This window comes from Enterococcus pallens ATCC BAA-351 (assembly GCF_000407485.1).
GTDB lineage: Bacteria > Bacillota > Bacilli > Lactobacillales > Enterococcaceae > Enterococcus_A > Enterococcus_A pallens.
Genome location: NZ_ASWD01000001.1, coordinates 1389964 through 1407569, shown reverse-complemented (window position 1 = coordinate 1407569; position 17606 = coordinate 1389964). Strand labels below are relative to the sequence as shown.

Sequence of the window (17606 nt, the reverse complement as noted above, 5' to 3'; positions counted from 1 at the left end):
TGAGCTTGAATCACTGATTGAGATGCTTGTACTTGTACTTTCGCTATCACTGATACTTGTACTTTCTGATCTTGAATCGCTAATCGAGTTACTCAAGCTGTCACTGTCGCTATTGCTGGTGCTTGTGCTGGTTGAGCTTGAATCGCTAATCGATGTGCTCGTACTTGTACTTTCACTAATTGAAATTGACAATGATTCTGATTTTGAAACACTCTCAGATAAGCTATCACTATTCGATATTGAACTACTTATACTATCGGAAATTGAATCTGAAATCGAATCGCTCTCACTATCTGATAGTGAATCTGATGTTGAATCACTCTCGCTAATTGAAATTGATAAGGACTCTGACTCTGAAACACTCTCTGACAAACTTTCACTATCCGAGATTGAATTACTTGTACTATCGGAAATTGAGTCTGAAATCGAATTCGAGATTGAATCACTCTCACTATCTGATAGTGAATCGGACGTTGAATCACTTTCACTAATTGAAATTGACAACGATTCTGATTCTGAGACACTTTCTGACAAACTTTCACTGTCTGAAATTGAATCACTTGTACTATCTGAGATCGAGTCTGAAATCGAATCGGAGATCGAATCGCTCTCACTATCTGAGATTGAATCAGATGTCGAATCACTTTCACTAATTGAAATTGACAATGATTGTGATTCTGAAATGCTCTCTGACAAACTTTCGCTACTCGAAATTGAGTCTGAGATCGAATCGGAGATTGAGTCACTTGTACTATCCGAAATAGAATCGGAAATTGAGTTACTTAAACTATCCGAAATTGAGTCTGAGATCGAGTCAGAAATTGAATCACTTGTACTATCCGAAATCGAGTCTGAGATCGAGTCGGAAATTGAATCACTTGTACTATCTGAGATCGAATCGGAGATCGAGTTAGAAAGTGAATCACTTTCACTATCTGAGATCGAGTCTGAGATCGAGTTAGAAAGTGAATCACTTTCACTATCTGAAATCGAGTCTGAAATCGAATCGGAGGTCGAGATACTTTCACTTTCTGAGATCGAGCTTGAGATCGAATCACTTGTACTATCTTCTGACCGAGAAGTACTTTCACTATCTGAAATTGATGTGCTGGTCGAATCACTCTCGCTATCTGAAATTGAAGTAGAAGTAGAGTCACTTTCACTATCTGATACTGAGCTTGATAGTGATTCACTTTCAGACATTGATGTGGATTCAGACACAGGATCAACATCATAGTTAACAACGAATCCCTGAGGAGTATTATCAACAGAACCTGCACCATTTGTAGTTGTATCAAAATTTGGATTAGCTGCAAGTGCTTCTGCTAAAGTAGCGTAAGTCTGTCCATCTGGACCAGTAACAGTGTAAATATACCCATTTCTAGCTAAATCAGCATCGGTTACACCAAGGTTAATCGCTCCGTTAGAAACGCCAGCAACACCATAGTTCCCTTCAGTTACACTGGTTGGTAATTGTTCATAGGCTGCTCCAGTAGCAGGATCACTGGCTGGTTGATTATTTCCAACAACACCAGCTAACTGATAATCTGGATAAAGTGTAACTGTTAATGATTGAGGATTACTATCTGTGTTACTTGTACCATTAGCAGTAAAGTCAAACGTAAATACGCCGTTTACATCAGCATGATATCCAGCTTGTGTTAAGTACCCGCTAATTAAATCCGCATAACTCATTTCAGCGCCAGATGTTCCATTAATTGATACATTTGCTGCTTGTCCTACTAATGGTGTTCCATCTGAATTGACAAAGTTAACATTTACAGTTTGTACATCCGCAGCAACATAAATGGTAACAAGGGTCGGATCAGTACCAACTGTTGTAGTGGTAGCCTGTGTAAATCCATTCAGCTCTGACCCTGTTGCGTAATGATAACCATCAGCCACTAGATCATTTGTGTAGTAGGAGTTTGTCCAGTCAATGACATTTCCGTAGTTCGCTGGCGTTTTGTTTGTCCCTGAAGCTTCTTGTCCAGAACCTAGATAATCAGATGAAACAACTAAGCCTGTCTTAGCATCTACATATTGATATTGAACAGAATTATTGGCTTGTCCATAGACATAAATGTTGTAGGTATATTCAGTACCTTCCATTGGAACGATAGCTACGTTAGCCTGTCCATATGCATCTCCATCATCGGCTGACGTGGTGTTATCACCACCGCTTTGTTTATCTGTTAATGCTGACGGAGGAACTTGACTTGCAATCGCCCACATATAGTTTGCCGGCATGTTCGTCAATGCATAGTCTTTGTTAACTAAATCTATATATTGACCAATATAGTTAACATCTTTATCTATCGGTACATCAATTGTTTTAACTACATTGCCGTATTGATCAACATAATTAACTTTAACAGTTCCAGGTTCAATTGCTGTAGTAGCAAGTTCTCTTGTAGAACTGTCAATAATATTTGAACTTGTAGTGTTTCCACCTACATCAGTAATCGTTGTTGTACCATTTCTGATGGTCATAGTGACGAATTTTAAGTTTCGATTTCCGCCTGGTGTTGCAGCTTGACTATCTGTTCCCTGCCAAGTTGAAATCTGTGAGTTGTTCATTGTAAATGTTCCGGCACCACTGATTAATGGTCCCGTATTTGGAGCACCAGAAGAAGTACTTACTTGCATATGAAGCTGCTTAGGCGAAATGAACGTAACGCTTGAACCTGAACTGTTCATTTGTATTACGGCTCCACTTGCCCATTGATTGATGTCCAATGTAGTTCCGGCATTAAATACAACCTTCTGTGTACCTTGTATCCGAATTGCCCCTGGTTGAGTAGATTGAGGAATCGACAGGTTGAAATTCTGACCAAATGTGTACGTAGCAGACGAGGAAGCCAATTGTTGTCCATTAATAAAATATTGGAAACCAGTCTGAGTCCAGTTACAATTATCTCCAACTGTTATTTTATCTATCATATAATAAACTGCTGGATAGTTTGCCGATTGACCATTGTAAGTCCGTGCTGTATTTGAAGAACCGTCTCCCATCGTAATGGAGTTCCCGTAACCAACACTTCCCGCCGCTGCTCGTGTTTCAAAATAAAATTGTGAAAAGGCAATATCATTAGACGTCCGATTCAATGTAACGCTAGAGTTATTCGCAAAGTTAATGCTACCCACAGAACGAGTGATTTCATTTGAGATATTGAAAACGTTCGTACCTGAGAACACTAATTTAGAACCCACTCCATACATAAGGTGGATCGGATTATTTCCATTTGAATCACTTTTAGTTAATGTTACGTTATTGACATTTGCTGTCAGTTGAGTTGCACTTGATGGATTAATCAAGGAATACGCATTACCATCATTTCCGCCAAACCCTTGCTGAGCGATCACATTACTTAAAGTAAAGGTTGTAGAACTTGTAATCCCACCCCAGTTAAAGGTTTGAGTACCAAGATCGATAATGTTGTTGTTCCCCTGAACAATAACGCTAGCTCCATTTGCACGTGCAGACATTGCCCCAGAACTATAAGTGATTTTAGCTGTAACATCAATATAAGTGATGCTAGCATTACTCCACGCAGCCCGCAATTCATCATAAGTTGTTACCTTAGCATACGTCCCATTTGCGATCGCATTTGCTTTGTGTGTTGCATCGTTTAGAACTTGGTCTGGAACGGCCACATTAACGGAGGTTGGAGAATTTGATGTTCCTGGATTGTTAATCGCATCTTCAAAATCTTCACGATTCACGTCCGGATCTGCCGAAACGTTAATCTTCGCTGAACGGCCATTTGCTCCACGAACAGAGAAATAGGCAATTAAATCATTGGCAGCCGCATATTTTTGCGCGGCATGAATTAATGCATTGCTTGGTACTGTACCATCTTTCATGGTAAATACTAGCTCATTGGATCTTGCATCAACTTTTACTTCTGTCCCATCTGGAACAATTTGATCAAATAGATCTTTTGCTTTATTTGTTTCGTTAGCACTTTGTTCTTTCTCGGTTGGTTGCTTACTTTTCTCTTTGTTTAAAGAGTTGACTGCACTTCGGTTTTCAGAATTACTTGTTGATTCAGATAAGCTGTTGGAGACCCAGGTACTTGCTGATTCTGAATGACTAGTCGACTCAGATAAGCTATTGGAAGCTGAGTTATTCACTTCTGCAAGCGCACTGTTAGAGGTTGACTCACTAGTCGAAATCGAAAGGCTTGTTTCCTCCGATCTTGACTGACTAGATGACTCAGATTCAGAAATACTCATTGATTCAGAAACGCTGACTGATTCGGAAATACTAGCAGAATCCATATTGCTCTCTGATTCAGTCGTGCTAGTAGATTCAGTAGTACTCTCTAATTCTGTTTGTACAACTGATTCGCTAGCGATTTCTGATACTGGCGCTTCCGATTCAGGTGTGTTGTCCACTACTGGATCTGGATTAACCGCTTCTTGGGTTTCAGGAGCTGGGATACTTGCTGTTTCTTGGTTAGCAAGCACCTGATCTGTTCCCGTATCAATCTCCATTCCTGCATCATCTTGACTCGCTGATGTAGCTTGTGCTTCTGTGGTGACTAGCGTACTAGCGCCTAACACGCCTGTGAATGCTGTTATCGTAGCAAACATCCAATGCTTGCCGCTTTTGTACATTCTGTAACGCTCTTTCTTGTTGGATCTAAGCAGCTTATACAAATTATTTTTACGACTCATAATATAAGCACAACGCCCCTTTCTTTTAGTTTTTATTAATTTTTTGAAGTGCTAAAATGATTATCACATAGGAAATGAGAGTAGGATTAAAACGTGTCAATATTGGGAAACTTAACTTTATATTCCGCTGTACAAAAACAAAAAAATCAAAAGAAATGATAGTTCCCACTCATTTCTTTTGATTTCTAGATAAAATTGTGTGTTTTAAATAAATTTCAGTGGTGCCCTATGGAGACAAGAATCATTGTTCTTTCTTGTTCATTGACAGCTATACAATACGTTCGTATTCGAAGGTAAGCCATTTAGCATTAGTTGTACCCGAAGCAAGAACTTCAGCATCCTCAGGAACAGGCATAATTGAAGGTGGCGCATTGACCCATCTTCTAATTAACTTATACCCTGGAATTTCAGCTGGTGGATTCAACAAATCACCTGGCATCAATGTCTCCGAATATATTAAACCAGCATTTTTAACCGCCTCATCAAAAAGCGCTACCTCCTGAGGATCCTGTCCTAACTCATAGGATAGGCTATAACGGTATTGATACGTCACGCTTTCTGGAATAAAATTGTATTTTAGTCCGGAAAAATCGCCTTCTTTGAATGCTTCATCATAAATTCTGTCACCTATTTGATAGGTTTGCCCTTTATAAGTAACGTCTCCAAATGAATAGCTCCATTCCAATACAAAGTCTTTCTTTGGATCGATCGGCATAATTTTTACATAGCCTTCTTCTTTATTGTACATAATGAAGGGACTGAAAAAGATCATGTCTGTATCAGACTGCAACGCGTGACCAGTAACTTTGTCAAATAGATAGTTATTGTCGCTATACCCATCTAACCAGTCGCCTTCAATTAAATGATCATCCGCATTATTATTCTCTTTGTTCCAAATACTATCCGATGTCGATCTAGATGCACTGCTTAACTGACTGCCTCTTTCTGACATACTGTTGCTAACCGAAGCAGAAATGCTGGTCAATGCTTCATACCGTTGTGATTGGCTTTCTGAGACCGAAGTAGAGAGACTTCCCAGGTTACTTTGTCTGGCTGATTGACTGGTGGAAACTGATTCTGACATACTACTCAAATGACCCTGTCTCGCTGACTGACTTTCTGATACTGAGGCTGAAGTACTGTTCAGATAGTCATGTCTTGCTGATTGGCTCTCTGATACTGACGCTGATGTGCTGCTTAAACTATCCGTTTTTTTCCATTGGCTTTCACTTACAGACAATGACAAGCTTGCGGCAGTACTATTTTTTTGCGACTGCTTTTCTGACACTGATTGCGATAAGCTCTCCCGTTCATTTACATACTGTGAACGACTATCAGAAGCTGAATCTGATAAGCTAGTGATGGTACTGTGTCTCAATGATTGACTGGTTGAGATACTATCAGGCGCTTTATGGTTCTCAGAAAGTGATGCGCTCATAGACGTTGAAAAACTATCAGAACCGGTTGTTGATTCAGAGTTCGTCGAGCTTTTTGACTCCTCATTACTATCAGACTGCGAATGGGTGGTACTTGCCGCTTCTTTCAGGCTTTCTGATTCAGAGGATGATTCACTAGAAGACTGGCTGTTAGATAATGATTGCGAGCTTAAATCCGATGCTTCGCCCCCGATGACTGCTCCAGAATTTGATAGACTGATTGATTCTGACTCAGACAGACGATGAGAGCCCCATTCGGAACTTTCTATACTATAAGAATTCGATAGAGAACTTGATAGCGATACAATTTCACTTAGCGATAACGATTGTTCAGAGGTTGAAAAATCAGACAGCAGCGAATTGTTTGATAAGGATTGGTACATAGAAACAAAATCAGAAAGTGAAGTAGACATCGACATGGATGCTGAATCTGAGATTGACCCTGAGATCGATCCTGGAAGCTCAGAGTCACTTAATGATTCTGAAACAGAAGCAGAATCACTTTGACTTGCTGAGATTGATGGATCAACCAACTGCATACTTAACGATTTACTAGTACTAGTGCTTGCATGTCTTGACTCTACTTCTGAGCCAATTTTGCTGTACAAAGAATGTTCACTGTCGGCAAAAGATTCTCTGACTGATGCACTGTGAGAAAACATCTCTGACTGTGACGTGCTGAATCGTTGAGCCGCTTCCTCTGCTGAAATCCCTTCTTCACTGGCAAATACTGAGAACGAAGTGGATTCAGATTCCATTATACTTTGTGAGATTTGCGGAGGCGTCACTGACATTGATTGGCTTTCAATCGCCAGTGTACTATTATCAGCGTTTATTTCACTCTGTGATTGCACCTCACTTTCAGAATACTGATCACTTTTTATGTCAGAAGCAATGGTACTTTCTGACTGGATAGCACTTTCAACTATTGTGGTGCTATCCGACAAGGTTTCACTCGTTGATGCTGTCGCACTCTCTGATGTAGAATTGGCATTACTCATTGATGTAGTTTCAGGTGCTGGTGGTATTTGCGTCGTTTCTTGTACTGCTAAGACATTATCCGTATTGGTTTCTAAGGCTTCATTGGTATCTGTCGGACTTTCCTCTGCCTGCACCTGCATTGTATTCATAGAAGCGCCAAAAATACCACTGACAGCTGTAATCGCTGCATACATCCAGTGCTTCCCACCCTTATACATTTTGAACCGGACTTTTTTGTTGGCATTTTTCAGATGTTTCAAATTATTATTTCTAGATGACACCCCAATCCCTCCCACTTTCTTTTTTTTCAGTTTAGTACACATAACAGAGAAAAAATAAAATACTCCCAATATTGGGACGTTTTAAAAAAACTGGTAATTTACATGTAAAATTACAAATATACTAATTTGATAGATGAGAATAGTATTGACTTGGGGCAGTAATCTTATCTATACTTAATTAAGTAATTCGATTAAGTAATTGGGGAAGTACTCAAGTGGCTGAAGAGGCGCCCCTGCTAAGGGTGTAGGTCGGGAAACCGGCGCGAGGGTTCAAATCCCTCCTTCTCCGTATCAATGAGCAGCAAAAAATCTTGAACAAACTGTCTATTACAACAGTTTGTTCAAGATTTTTTTTGTACCGTTATTAATGTGAGACCGCTAAATCAAACGTTGCGACTCTTTGTTCACCCGCAACAAAATCAATCTCAAATTCGTTAAACTCTGAGCCATCAACGGGTAATTCAAAAAACATTTGTGTTTCTCCAGACTCACCAGGCAAGACTTCCGCTTGACCAATCTGTTGATTTACTAGGGACAACCTCGCACCATCTTTAGTATAGGCTTGGAAATATTGCGCATACGGAAGAAAAGGCTGCTCCATAGCTAGATTGGTGTATTCGACTTTTACCGCCACCATTTTTTCAGTGTTGTAGCTTTTCAGCTCACGCATCTCTTCAGGAAACGCTGCTTGATTGGTCGTTGCTTCAATAATTTTCAGCTCCGCTGTTTTCGTTTCTGCATCACCGAACTCAATGCTCTCATTCAAACCAAAGACATGAACCTCTTGGGTGAGCCGCTCGCTTGTTTCTGACGGTGTACTACTGTTAGTCACTTGTTCTTGATAGTTAGAAAAATCTTCCTTAAGCTTAGAATTTTCTGTTTCCAGCTGGGCAATCTTTTCTTTCAGAGTTGCCGATTGAGTCGATGGTACTTCAGAAGTACATCCTGTTAGTATGAACAATAACAGGAAAAGTAGCAGTGTTTTCTTCATTTAAGCAACCTCGTTCTTTCCTTAAAGGGATTTCGAGCTGGTATGTGCTTGAAAAACCAAGCCTTTCATTTCAGTAAAATATGTCCAAAATGCTCGATCCCATTTATTCATTAAAGCTAGGTGATTCCAAGGCTTAGTTCTTTCTTCGCTATCCACAAAATTCCTGACGACACACGTCTGCTTTTCTGTGTCGCTGACAGCTGCTGTATTGTATTTAGCAGCTAAACATTGACTATCTTCTTTAAATAGTTGGTTACTAAATTCATGCTCCGTCACTGTTGCTGGACTATTGTTGATTGCGGCTATTAACTTATCTACCGGGTATTTTTGATTGTATACTTTCGTACTAAAGATCATACTAGCGGTGCTAAAGGAATCATCGCCATCTCTCGCTTGTTTCACAACCCCTACCGCAGACTCCTCAGTAAAATCGCGGAAGTATTCGGAAATATCGCCTAGAACTAGCGTTTCCGCCGCTAAATAAATAATTTTATCAAAATTAGCGAAATAATTAGGCAAGAAAAACTTGGCTACATTGTAGCGAGTCAAGCCTCCATTCGCATTTAAGGAGGTAAGCTGATTTAACTCCTGCGGCATTTGCCAAATGCTGATCTCTATCTGCTCTTTTTTCATGATTTTCGAGAAAGATCGCAAAATAGTAATATCCTTTTCGAAAATATCGTCTACTAGAAGAAAAACAGTTAACTTATCTTCTCCCTCATAAGACTTAATTAATGAGAAAAGGGATGTTGCGATTAATTCAATATTCGTCTGATTGATGGTATAAACTACTGCTTTAGTTGTCATCATAAACCTCTCCCCATATCTTAAAGAAAATCGTCATCAAATTCTGCCAGAGAATTCAGCAGATCGGCCTGTTCTTTCAAAATATCTTCAATTTCTACTTCTGCTTCTTCTAGCGAGACTACAGGCTCAGCAGCTTCCTCAGCAGTGGCTTTTTCCACCACGTCAGCGTGTGTATCCGGCTCCTCTTCAATCGTTTCTACAGGCTCAGCAGCCTGAAGAGGCTCGCTTGCTTCTACGGATTCTTCAACCGCTTCCGTTTGCAGGTTCATTTCGTCCTGAATTGACGAGTCCAATACCGTTGATGACGTATCCACCAGATCCTCAACTGCTTCAACAGCTTCCGGAGCTTCCTCTTGAGAATGGATTGGTGCTGACTCAACTTGAGGCGATTCACTAGCTTCGAGAAAGTCGTCTCCTGAAAAAAGCGTCGCAAACGCGTAGCTGCCACGAGCACTCTTGTTGTTCAGCTTTGTGCAGTACAAGCCAAAGTTTTCTAGGTAACGGTCAACACTTTTTTGGTTAATGATGCCCTTTTCTAAATCTCGAATAATAATATTGTCCGCATATTGCAGATCATTGTCTTTAATCAAGCAAGAGAGAACCTTCTTCGTTTCTTCGATCGCTTCAGCCTTTATCAGCTCACTTAGATCAATTTGTTGTCGGCCGTTGACAGTTAACAGGTTGTTTTCTTTCCCCTCAGCCAACACATTGTAGACCATATCTTTATCAATTTGGAAAGGTGTTTGGTTTTGCTGCATGCAGCTTGTTTTATATTCTTGAACAATTCGATCAGAAAATTTATACAAGCCATCTGATATGCGTTCACTTTTGATCAGCTCACCATTATCATAAACATCACAGGTTACATAATGGTCGCTTAAGTCTAAAACATAGTTCAGTCCAGATAAGGCTGCGATTTCATGCTCTTGGCAATTCAAATAGTCCTCACAGGCATTTTCTAAAATAGCACCAAAGGTTTTAGGAACCAGCGTAACGTTTTCCACTAAAATCGTAAGCTGTTCTCCATTAACCTCTGCCCAGAACTCTCCTTGAAAGTATTTTTCAATGGCGCTTAATTCATCGGAGCTTTTTGCAGGCACGCCTATACATAATGAACACCGTAATTGATTTGCTTCTGTTCGATCAAATAATTCAGGCTTTTTGTCTGCTAAGTAGGCCAGTGCACTGCGCACAAGCAAGACTGTTTCATTGTTTTCAAGCTGTTCTAATACGTTGCCAAAGGTTTGGTAAGCTTCCAAACGGCGACTATAGCGCTTGGTTATCCCCCAATAAATTGATTTTTGCATCCCTTGCAGCAAAATCTCACTGCCGTTGGTTTCATTGGATTGCTTCTTAAATAAAGAGGGCTTCCAGGTATTCTTTTTTACATAAGAGTAAACGGAGCTGAATATTTCTTCATAGTTCAGCCCACAGATTCCTATTCTATATTGATCAATATCTAATGCGATTATTTTCTTTCCCATGCTTTCCTCCAGTAAGTGCGCCATATCTTTTATTTAGTTAATTACTAGGCTGCCCAGCTAATTCTTCTACTTCAGCTTTTGGCTCTGCTGCTTGCTCTTCTGCTTGACCCTCTAAGATCATGATTGAAAGCTTTTTTAGCTGTCCCTCCTGCTGATCGATCAAGGCTGCTAATTCTTCTACTTCTTGAGCTACCGGCTTTGCCAGCCTATAACAAGAGACAAATCCCTCAATTTGAGCGTAAATACCATCAATGCTTAAGCAAAGCTCACTCAGTTTATCCTGTTTTGTTCTAAGGGTATGAAAATCATTCAATGTGACCTCTTTGTTGTCCTTAATTTTGGAGATATATTGGCTTAAGTCATTGCGTAATTGATCGCGCGCTTGAATTTGTGTTTGTGCTTGTTCTAACAACTCAATTATTCGTTGCTTATTGACAATGCCATCAACTTGTTTTGTTACTCCGTTTGACATTCACTGTCCTCCACTTCTTTAAAAAGGATGTTGCTTTCTACTTGCAGCAAGGCATTTTTGGTAAAAATTCCCTTCCTTACTAGCTGACTGAATTGATTCGTTCGCCTCTTCAGCTTTAACAGCTCCTCTGCACTGATAGACTCGAAAATCTCATCTATTTCTTCCAATGAATGAATGGCAAAGCCAAGCTGGTAGTCAGCTACCAATTGGGCAATCGCTGATTCCTTCCAAACAATCACCGGCAGCCCTAAGGCCAAATACAGAGAAACCTTATGGGGCGCATTGTATCGCGTATAATTTTGATAGTTGCCGCCTTGTTGCAAATCGTCATCCCAGGCAATACCGAAACAATTTTTAGGCATTTCTTTTAACAATTCCTCTTGCTGAAAGGTGCCGCAATAGCTTACCCCTTGGCTTAATTGAAGCTCACCCTTCGTTCCAAAGGCAGCTACTTTCGTCTTGCTTTGCCAGCTGCTCAAAAAAATGGATTTTTGGATATTGCCGGCAAACACAATCCGTTTATCTAAACTAGCATCCAAAGCTGCCTTGTCCGTGATCAAATAATCAAAAAGTGGTTTGGTCAGCATCGGTGTTTTTATTCCCATTTCACAGAATTGCTGCTCCATTTGTTGGCTATGGGTAATTAACCAATCTGCTTGGTTAAACAGCTCCAATTCCTCTGGAATATTGTTTCCCCGCAGCAATTCCGAATCATGGATCAGCAAAGCAACCTTGGCCCCTCTATTTTTTAACCGTTGAAGGAAGGTTAGCTCAAATCGATAGCTATTGTAGCTAGGATATTGATAGACAATGATGTCTCCGGCAGAAACGCCCGAAGTAATCCCATCAATTCTGGCCACCAGTGCCTTGTCATCCTCATGAACATCGATGTAGCGATAAATATAAAGCCTTTGAAATCCTATACTGTCTCCTATTAAAGAAATGTCATGCCTTGCTTTAGAGACCGAGTCCACCGATTCCCCTTCTATAATAAACGTTAACCAATTAGCCAAAGACGTATTTCTCCTTAACCGTTAGATTTTTAAGGAACCTGTACTCGTTTTCTGGTAAATAAGAGGATAAGTGTTGAATGTCTTGTTTCGTTTTCTCAAGCACATCGTCTTTACTTGTAGCATTGCCTTTAATGAAAAGATAAGACAATAATTCGAAGACTTCCTTGGCTTGATGGGAAACCGTTTTATTCTTTTCTAGAATCACTGAAGCTTTATTTAACAGCTGGATTGCTTGTTCATGATTATTCATATCGATAAAACATAAGGATAAATCAACCACACAACCGATAATAATATCCTTCCATTCCTTTAATTCTTCACTGGAAAGTTTCTTCAAAATACTATTTTCTAAAATAATGCTCTCCTTTTCCATTGCTGTATGAGGCAACGAATAATCAATTTTCGTTCTTAAGGTTGCCAAATAGAGTAAAACATCATACATAGTAAAATAGTCAATTGAAAGAAAATAATCTTCAATTTGTTTAAGACTATTGTTAGGGGTACGTTTGGCTTTGCAATGCAAGGTTAAGTCTGCATAGGCCAAAATCAGTTTGTAGGCAAAATTATCTTCATTAGAATTTCGATACTTTTCCAACGTACTCCGAATGTGCATAAATTTTTTCAAGTCTTCTTCTTCATTAGACATGGATGTATAGATTACCAGACTCAGCATTTGAATCTGTTCGTCGGTGGAATTGACAAATAAATTTAGCAATTCTCGGTCAGACAGGTTCAATATTTTTTTCAGTCCAATAATCAACTCAAGCGGCAAGTCACTTTGATAGCGCAGCCAGCGATAGTAACGAGATTTTGAAAGATTTATTTTCCGTTCCAGGGTGCGAATGGAAATGCCTTTTCTTTTGCGAATTTCTTCTAGTTTTTCACGATCGATATTTACAGCTACTACCGAATTCTGTGGTTCTTGTAAGGTTGGATTGATCATATTAATTAATCTGCAAATACTTAAAAGATTACTTTTCATCAGTACACACTCCCAGATTTAGCCGTAAAAAATTTCTTGTCTTTTTCCTCTATGAAAATTTGTCATTTCTTCCTAGAGTCACACCTTTTGCAGTGCCATGAGATAAATCTTTGTAAAAGAATATTACAGACCAATTGATTCGATCAGCGAATAAATTAATGAACCCAAAATGACGCTTGACATAATAATAGAAATAACAATTGTCAAAAGCCTTGAGCTTTTATCTTCCTCATCGGAATTATCTACGACTTTATTACTTTCTTGTTCAAACTTTTTTTCTATATCTTTAGACAATTGGTCTTTGTTCATTAGACGCCTCCTTAAAACGCATCACTTTTGCCTGTCGCATGTCTCCTTGATGGCTAATCTAACGAGTCAGCCAAATCGTTAAGCTGTAAAATACGTAAGTCCTGCTGATCGGTTTTTTCCATTAATTGCGTAAGCAAATGATCACTCTCATTGAAAAAGCAACGCTTGATTACATATTTTTCCGTTGTATACGAGGTGGAGATGGTTAGTAAGAGATCTCTTAAGAGTGCATACTCTTCTTTGTACTCTTGGTAGATTTGATTAAAAGATTCCTTCTTTTCATTAAATACCTCAAGGCTGACCTCTTCTTGCTCTGTCATCGCAGCTATTTCTGCATGAATGGCTTGAAGCTTCTCTGCTTTTTCATGCTGCCGATTAACCAGCTCCTGCGCTTTTTGTTTTTCTGTTTTAAAGCCCAATAAAGAGGACTGATTCTCCGTCAGCAGTTGTTCAATTTTCGCAAACAAATGATCTGCAGGTAATGTTGTACTCACTGTATGTGCTCCTTTACTATATTGATCCATTTTGTTGACTGAAGCTGCAATAGCCGCTCTTAATTTTCGCTGTTCTGTAGCTCCAACATGATTTTTTCATTTTCCTTAAACAAGTAGTGCTTAGTCACCATGGCTTCAGTCTCGTAGGAAACTTTGATAGTTAACGCAATTTCTTTTAGCTTGGCATAGCCTTTTTTATAGGATTCAAATACTTGATTGAATTCCTTTTTCAACTGCTTAATCTGATCAATGGTTGCACCACTTTGTTCTGCTAAGGCTTTAATTTGTCCATTGAGCTGCTGCATTTTTTCGAAATCTACCTGCTGCTCCTGTAGTATCCCTTGACTTTTCGCGATTTCTTGATCAAAAACTAATAACGAAGCCGGATTGTCATTGATTAGCTCCTGCATTTTTTGAGTGATCTTATCGGCTGGAATTGTTGCGGTCATTGGCTGTTTTCCCTTCTTTAACGATAGTCGCTTTATCTAAAGGAACATTTTTATCCTTTAGCTGTTTATAGTGCGTTTCAGTCATTCGCACTTCTTTTATATAGGAAACCTTATCTTTTAAGATGCTAAGTAAATTCCCTTTTATCACACCTTTGCTGTCAAAGGGCGATTCTTCTAAATACAAGATATTGTAGGAAGTTGTTTTTTCAAGCGCAAACATTTCCAGTCCCATATAAGAAATAGAGATTTGGTCCTTCTTGGTGACCAATTTGGCAACCTGATCGATTAAAAAATCCATCAAGCTGTTGTACTTAGCTTTGACTTTCATGGTTTTTGGATCTCTGACCACGACCAAATTTACTTTTCCTTCATAGAAGAAATAACTTACCACGGGAAACTGCTTACTATTGAAGAAATTAATCTCCTGAACCGTGTTGTTGAAAAAGAAGAGATTGCTGTATAGTTCCCCATCGTCGGCATATTCTTCAATAAAATCGGTACTGCCATCTGCATTTAAATACTGAACTTCTTTCACGTGTCTTCGCGTTTCTGGATACAGCACAACCCGGCCAATTTCCTCACCATCGTTTACAATCGAAATACTTCTGTCTTCATTCATAAAGATCTCCGCTGAATAAGCCGTAGGGATCTGATTGAAAAAAAGAAAATTCTCATCATGATGTTCACGCTTCGTTAGTGAGTCAAGCAAGTTTATGCCTTGCACTTCTTCATCAGCGATCAGTTTATTGAAGTTGGGACTCGGAGAAATAGAAATTACTTTGCCTCCCTGAGCCGTTAATCGATTTTTTTGCTTTTCCCAAATCGGATTTTTTGGTCTGATAACACTTACTAACTCATATTCCATTAATAAGCTCCTTCCACTTGTTGGCAATGATAGAATCCTGATATTCAGAGACAGAATTACGTGTATTTTTTGCCCATTCACTTTGATCGGAGTTAATCAGCTGTTGAATGCCTGCTGTCAATTCTTTCACGCTGTAGGCTTCATCTGTTCTAGAATAATCTTTCAGAAAACCATTCACACCGTCTTTAATAAGTTCAATTGCCCCGAACCGCGCCTTGAACGTAACAATCGGCAGACCCGCATCTAAAGCTTCAATATAGGTCAAGCCAAAACCTTCCGAATAGGAACCCGATATGAAGGCATCGTATTCAGGATAGACCTCTTCAATTTTATTGGAATGTCCTTTTAGTTTGACGTATTCTTCTGCGCCTAGAGATTTAATCAGTTCTCGCAGCTTTTTATCCTCGCCACCCTGACCATAGATATCCAATGTGATCCCTGGTGATTCCTTTCGAGCTTCATGAATGGCTTTTATGACAATATCAATGTGTTTTTCAGCTGCTAATCTGGATACCGTAATGAACTTTTTGATTGGAGCAGTTTTTTCCTTGATTAAATCTTTTGCGATCTCCTGGTCACGAATACCACCCACCGGAATAGCCGCAATCTTTTCTTCATCGTTAGGGAAATCCACCAATAAGTCTTCACGCTGCAGCTTGGTTGCTACGACAACCCGTTCCACCATACCCATATGAGTCAGCAAATATTCATAGAAATTGTTCCATAAAGGTGCTGATTTTACATCCCGATCGGAAAGATGATCCGCATGAATGATCTCAATAATCGTAGAGTTTTCAGGCTTATGAGCAAACAAAGCTGATTCTGATTCTTGCCCTCTGTCAATAATGAAATTGTTTTGCCCTTCAAATTTATCAGCGAGATACTCAAAGAAGAAACGCTGCAGAAGAACCTCTGTCTTGAAAAATAGATGCTTACCCTCGAAATCAAAAAGATGAATATTGCTAATTAAGCGACCTCTATGCTGATGGTCAACATATTCATACATCACTTTTCTTTTCGCCGTTTTATAATCGAAAATTTCGATCCTGTAGGTGGAAACAATCAGCATATTTTCTTTTTTCTTGCTAGGTGATTTCTCCAGATGTTCAACAATTCGCATCCCTGAAGAAGTGACGATCTCCTTGATTCGGTGCGTATTCGTATGATCAACTAAAATTTCTTCGGTAAATTTGTATTTTTTTTTGGCCCCTTGTTTTAAGTAGTCCTCGCCAAATACAAACAATTCCCACATGTTGATGACTTTATTATCAGGAATATCCCAGTTACTCATTGCTTCATGCAAGTTTTTAACCAATTCTACAAACACGTATTTATAGGGAAGCTGAGCCTTATCAAAGCACTTAGCCCGATAAAACTGGGCATGTTCAACACCAGAATTTCCAATTCCCATTGCCTTATTCACAAAAAAATTCAATTTGTCTCACCTCTGTTTTCATTTTCTGACGCTGCTGGGTTTATTTTTTTCTAACGCGACTTTTTCCAAGATGCTATAGGCTAATTCATTCACCTGAAGCTTTCTTTTTAATTCGCTTATTTGTTTGACCGGTTTCTTTGGCGTATTGCTTAATCGGGCGGTCGGAAGTAGAATAGCTAATCCTTCAGGTAAATACTTGTAGGATTGCGTTAGGGAATTAAAGCAAGGCCCTCGCATAATTGTTACTAAATTCTGACGACCACTGTGACGCAGCTGATCATATATATACACAGCCGCTGGCAGCACACTTGCTTCCGTTGTATTCCCTAAAAGAAAGTAATAGTTGATATGTCCACTTAAAGTAAGGCTGGTCACATACTTAGCATTTTTCAACACTACGATTTCGCTTGTTGACGGATTGCCAGCATGGTTTTCTGATACTCGAATAAGATTTAACTTTTCAAGATATTGAATGTTGAAATTCTCAGTCAAGCCTGCATCTGAGATAGTTAGGTATTTAAAAAGCATGTATTGATGCTTTTTGTTAACCAGTTGAACTTTATAGCTCATGGCATTGTCCGGGTAGGTGAAATGCCCCTTTAAATTTTGGAAATAAAGCTTATCAATCACGTCATTATTGATATCGAAAAATTCTATTTCGATCTGAACGGCATCTTCATTATCAAATTCGGCGTTTACCTGAATCTCATAAGCCTGGCCATTTTCTAAAAGCGGCAGCATTGGAGACTTCCGGCTTTCGTGATATTCCGTTCTTGAATGCCAAGTTTTGATAGCTGTTCCTGATGGCATAAGCGGAGATGAAAAGCGAACATAGTCTGACTCCACAAAGCGAATGTCTGCTCCATAATTGTAATTATCATTAAAGTCAGCCCCCCACTTTATCATGTAAAAATTTTTCAACCT

General features: G+C 39.3%; 14 protein-coding genes and 1 tRNA gene. 1 reads left to right on the top strand and 14 read right to left on the bottom strand.

Annotated elements, in window-relative coordinates:
- Nucleotides 1–4623 (bottom strand): pectate lyase-like adhesive domain-containing protein (locus tag I588_RS27845; protein WP_016250043.1); only part of this gene is annotated, 4623 nt, incomplete at its 3' end.
- Between the two features lie 328 nt (nucleotides 4624–4951).
- Entirely contained in the window at nucleotides 4952–7381 is a 2430-nt protein-coding gene (locus I588_RS06660; protein ID WP_010758208.1) for a KxYKxGKxW signal peptide domain-containing protein, read from the bottom strand.
- Nucleotides 7382–7582: 201 nt separating this feature from the next.
- On the opposite strand from I588_RS06660, the gene I588_RS06655 reads away from it, so the two are divergent.
- Nucleotides 7583–7670, top strand: a tRNA-Ser gene (locus tag I588_RS06655).
- 75 nt (nucleotides 7671–7745) lie between these two features.
- Here I588_RS06655 and I588_RS06650 read toward each other — a convergent pair.
- The 12 genes from I588_RS06650 to asp3 all read right to left on the bottom strand — a co-directional run bounded on the left by I588_RS06650 (nucleotide 7746) and on the right by asp3 (nucleotide 17603).
- The gene (locus I588_RS06650) at nucleotides 7746–8372 is read right to left on the bottom strand and encodes a lipoprotein (RefSeq protein ID WP_010758207.1); all 627 of its coding nucleotides are present in this window, start codon (nucleotides 8370–8372) and stop codon (nucleotides 7746–7748) included.
- 21 nt (nucleotides 8373–8393) lie between these two features.
- Entirely contained in the window at nucleotides 8394–9182 is a 789-nt protein-coding gene (locus I588_RS06645) for a glycosyltransferase (protein WP_010758206.1), read from the bottom strand.
- Nucleotides 9183–9199: 17 nt separating this feature from the next.
- The gene (locus I588_RS06640; protein ID WP_010758205.1) at nucleotides 9200–10663 is read right to left on the bottom strand and encodes a hypothetical protein; all 1464 of its coding nucleotides are present in this window, start codon (nucleotides 10661–10663) and stop codon (nucleotides 9200–9202) included.
- A gap of 37 nt (nucleotides 10664–10700) precedes the next feature.
- Nucleotides 10701–11135, bottom strand: a complete 435-nt coding sequence (locus tag I588_RS06635; protein ID WP_010758204.1) for a hypothetical protein — start codon at nucleotides 11133–11135, stop codon at nucleotides 10701–10703.
- Nucleotides 11120–12148, bottom strand: a complete 1029-nt coding sequence (locus tag I588_RS06630; RefSeq protein ID WP_010758203.1) for a glycosyltransferase — start codon at nucleotides 12146–12148, stop codon at nucleotides 11120–11122. The genes I588_RS06635 and I588_RS06630 overlap by 16 nt, the downstream gene beginning before the upstream one ends.
- On the bottom strand, nucleotides 12141–13130 hold the full coding sequence (locus I588_RS06625) for a helix-turn-helix domain-containing protein (RefSeq protein WP_010758202.1): 990 nt from the start codon (nucleotides 13128–13130) through the stop codon (nucleotides 12141–12143). The genes I588_RS06630 and I588_RS06625 overlap by 8 nt, the downstream gene beginning before the upstream one ends.
- Before the next feature lie 123 nt (nucleotides 13131–13253).
- Nucleotides 13254–13439: a hypothetical protein gene (locus I588_RS06620; protein ID WP_010758201.1), complete on the bottom strand. Its 186-nt coding sequence runs from the start codon at nucleotides 13437–13439 to the stop codon at nucleotides 13254–13256.
- 53 nt (nucleotides 13440–13492) lie between these two features.
- Complete coding sequence (locus I588_RS06615) at nucleotides 13493–13933, bottom strand: hypothetical protein (protein ID WP_010758200.1); 441 nt, start codon at nucleotides 13931–13933, stop codon at nucleotides 13493–13495.
- 59 nt (nucleotides 13934–13992) lie between these two features.
- Nucleotides 13993–14382 (bottom strand): hypothetical protein, encoded by a 390-nt coding sequence (locus tag I588_RS06610; RefSeq protein WP_010758199.1) that lies wholly within the window; start codon nucleotides 14380–14382, stop codon nucleotides 13993–13995.
- Entirely contained in the window at nucleotides 14357–15247 is an 891-nt protein-coding gene (locus I588_RS06605; RefSeq protein ID WP_010758198.1) for a hypothetical protein, read from the bottom strand. Before I588_RS06605 ends, I588_RS06610 begins: the two co-directional genes overlap by 26 nt.
- Nucleotides 15237–16682 carry a glycosyltransferase gene (locus I588_RS06600; RefSeq protein ID WP_010758197.1) on the bottom strand — a complete coding sequence of 482 codons (1446 nt, stop codon included), beginning with the start codon at nucleotides 16680–16682 and terminating at the stop codon, nucleotides 15237–15239. Before I588_RS06600 ends, I588_RS06605 begins: the two co-directional genes overlap by 11 nt.
- An 18-nt stretch (nucleotides 16683–16700) precedes the next feature.
- Complete coding sequence (gene asp3, locus I588_RS06595) at nucleotides 16701–17603, bottom strand: accessory Sec system protein Asp3 (RefSeq protein WP_010758196.1); 903 nt, start codon at nucleotides 17601–17603, stop codon at nucleotides 16701–16703.
- Nucleotides 17604–17606: the final 3 nt, after the last annotated feature.

Excerpts from the sequence above, each read along its gene's own strand:
- I588_RS06650 (WP_010758207.1), bottom strand. The coding sequence starts at position 8,372 with ATGAAGAAAACACTGCTACTTTTCCTGTTATTGTTCATACTAACAGGA.
- I588_RS06645 (WP_010758206.1), bottom strand. The coding sequence starts at position 9,182 with ATGATGACAACTAAAGCAGTAGTTTATACCATCAATCAGACGAATATT.
- I588_RS06640 (WP_010758205.1), bottom strand. The coding sequence starts at position 10,663 with ATGGGAAAGAAAATAATCGCATTAGATATTGATCAATATAGAATAGGA.
- I588_RS06635 (WP_010758204.1), bottom strand. The coding sequence starts at position 11,135 with ATGTCAAACGGAGTAACAAAACAAGTTGATGGCATTGTCAATAAGCAA.
- I588_RS06625 (WP_010758202.1), bottom strand. The coding sequence starts at position 13,130 with ATGAAAAGTAATCTTTTAAGTATTTGCAGATTAATTAATATGATCAAT.
- I588_RS06620 (WP_010758201.1), bottom strand. The coding sequence starts at position 13,439 with ATGAACAAAGACCAATTGTCTAAAGATATAGAAAAAAAGTTTGAACAA.
- I588_RS06610 (WP_010758199.1), bottom strand. The coding sequence starts at position 14,382 with ATGACCGCAACAATTCCAGCCGATAAGATCACTCAAAAAATGCAGGAG.
- I588_RS06605 (WP_010758198.1), bottom strand. The coding sequence starts at position 15,247 with ATGGAATATGAGTTAGTAAGTGTTATCAGACCAAAAAATCCGATTTGG.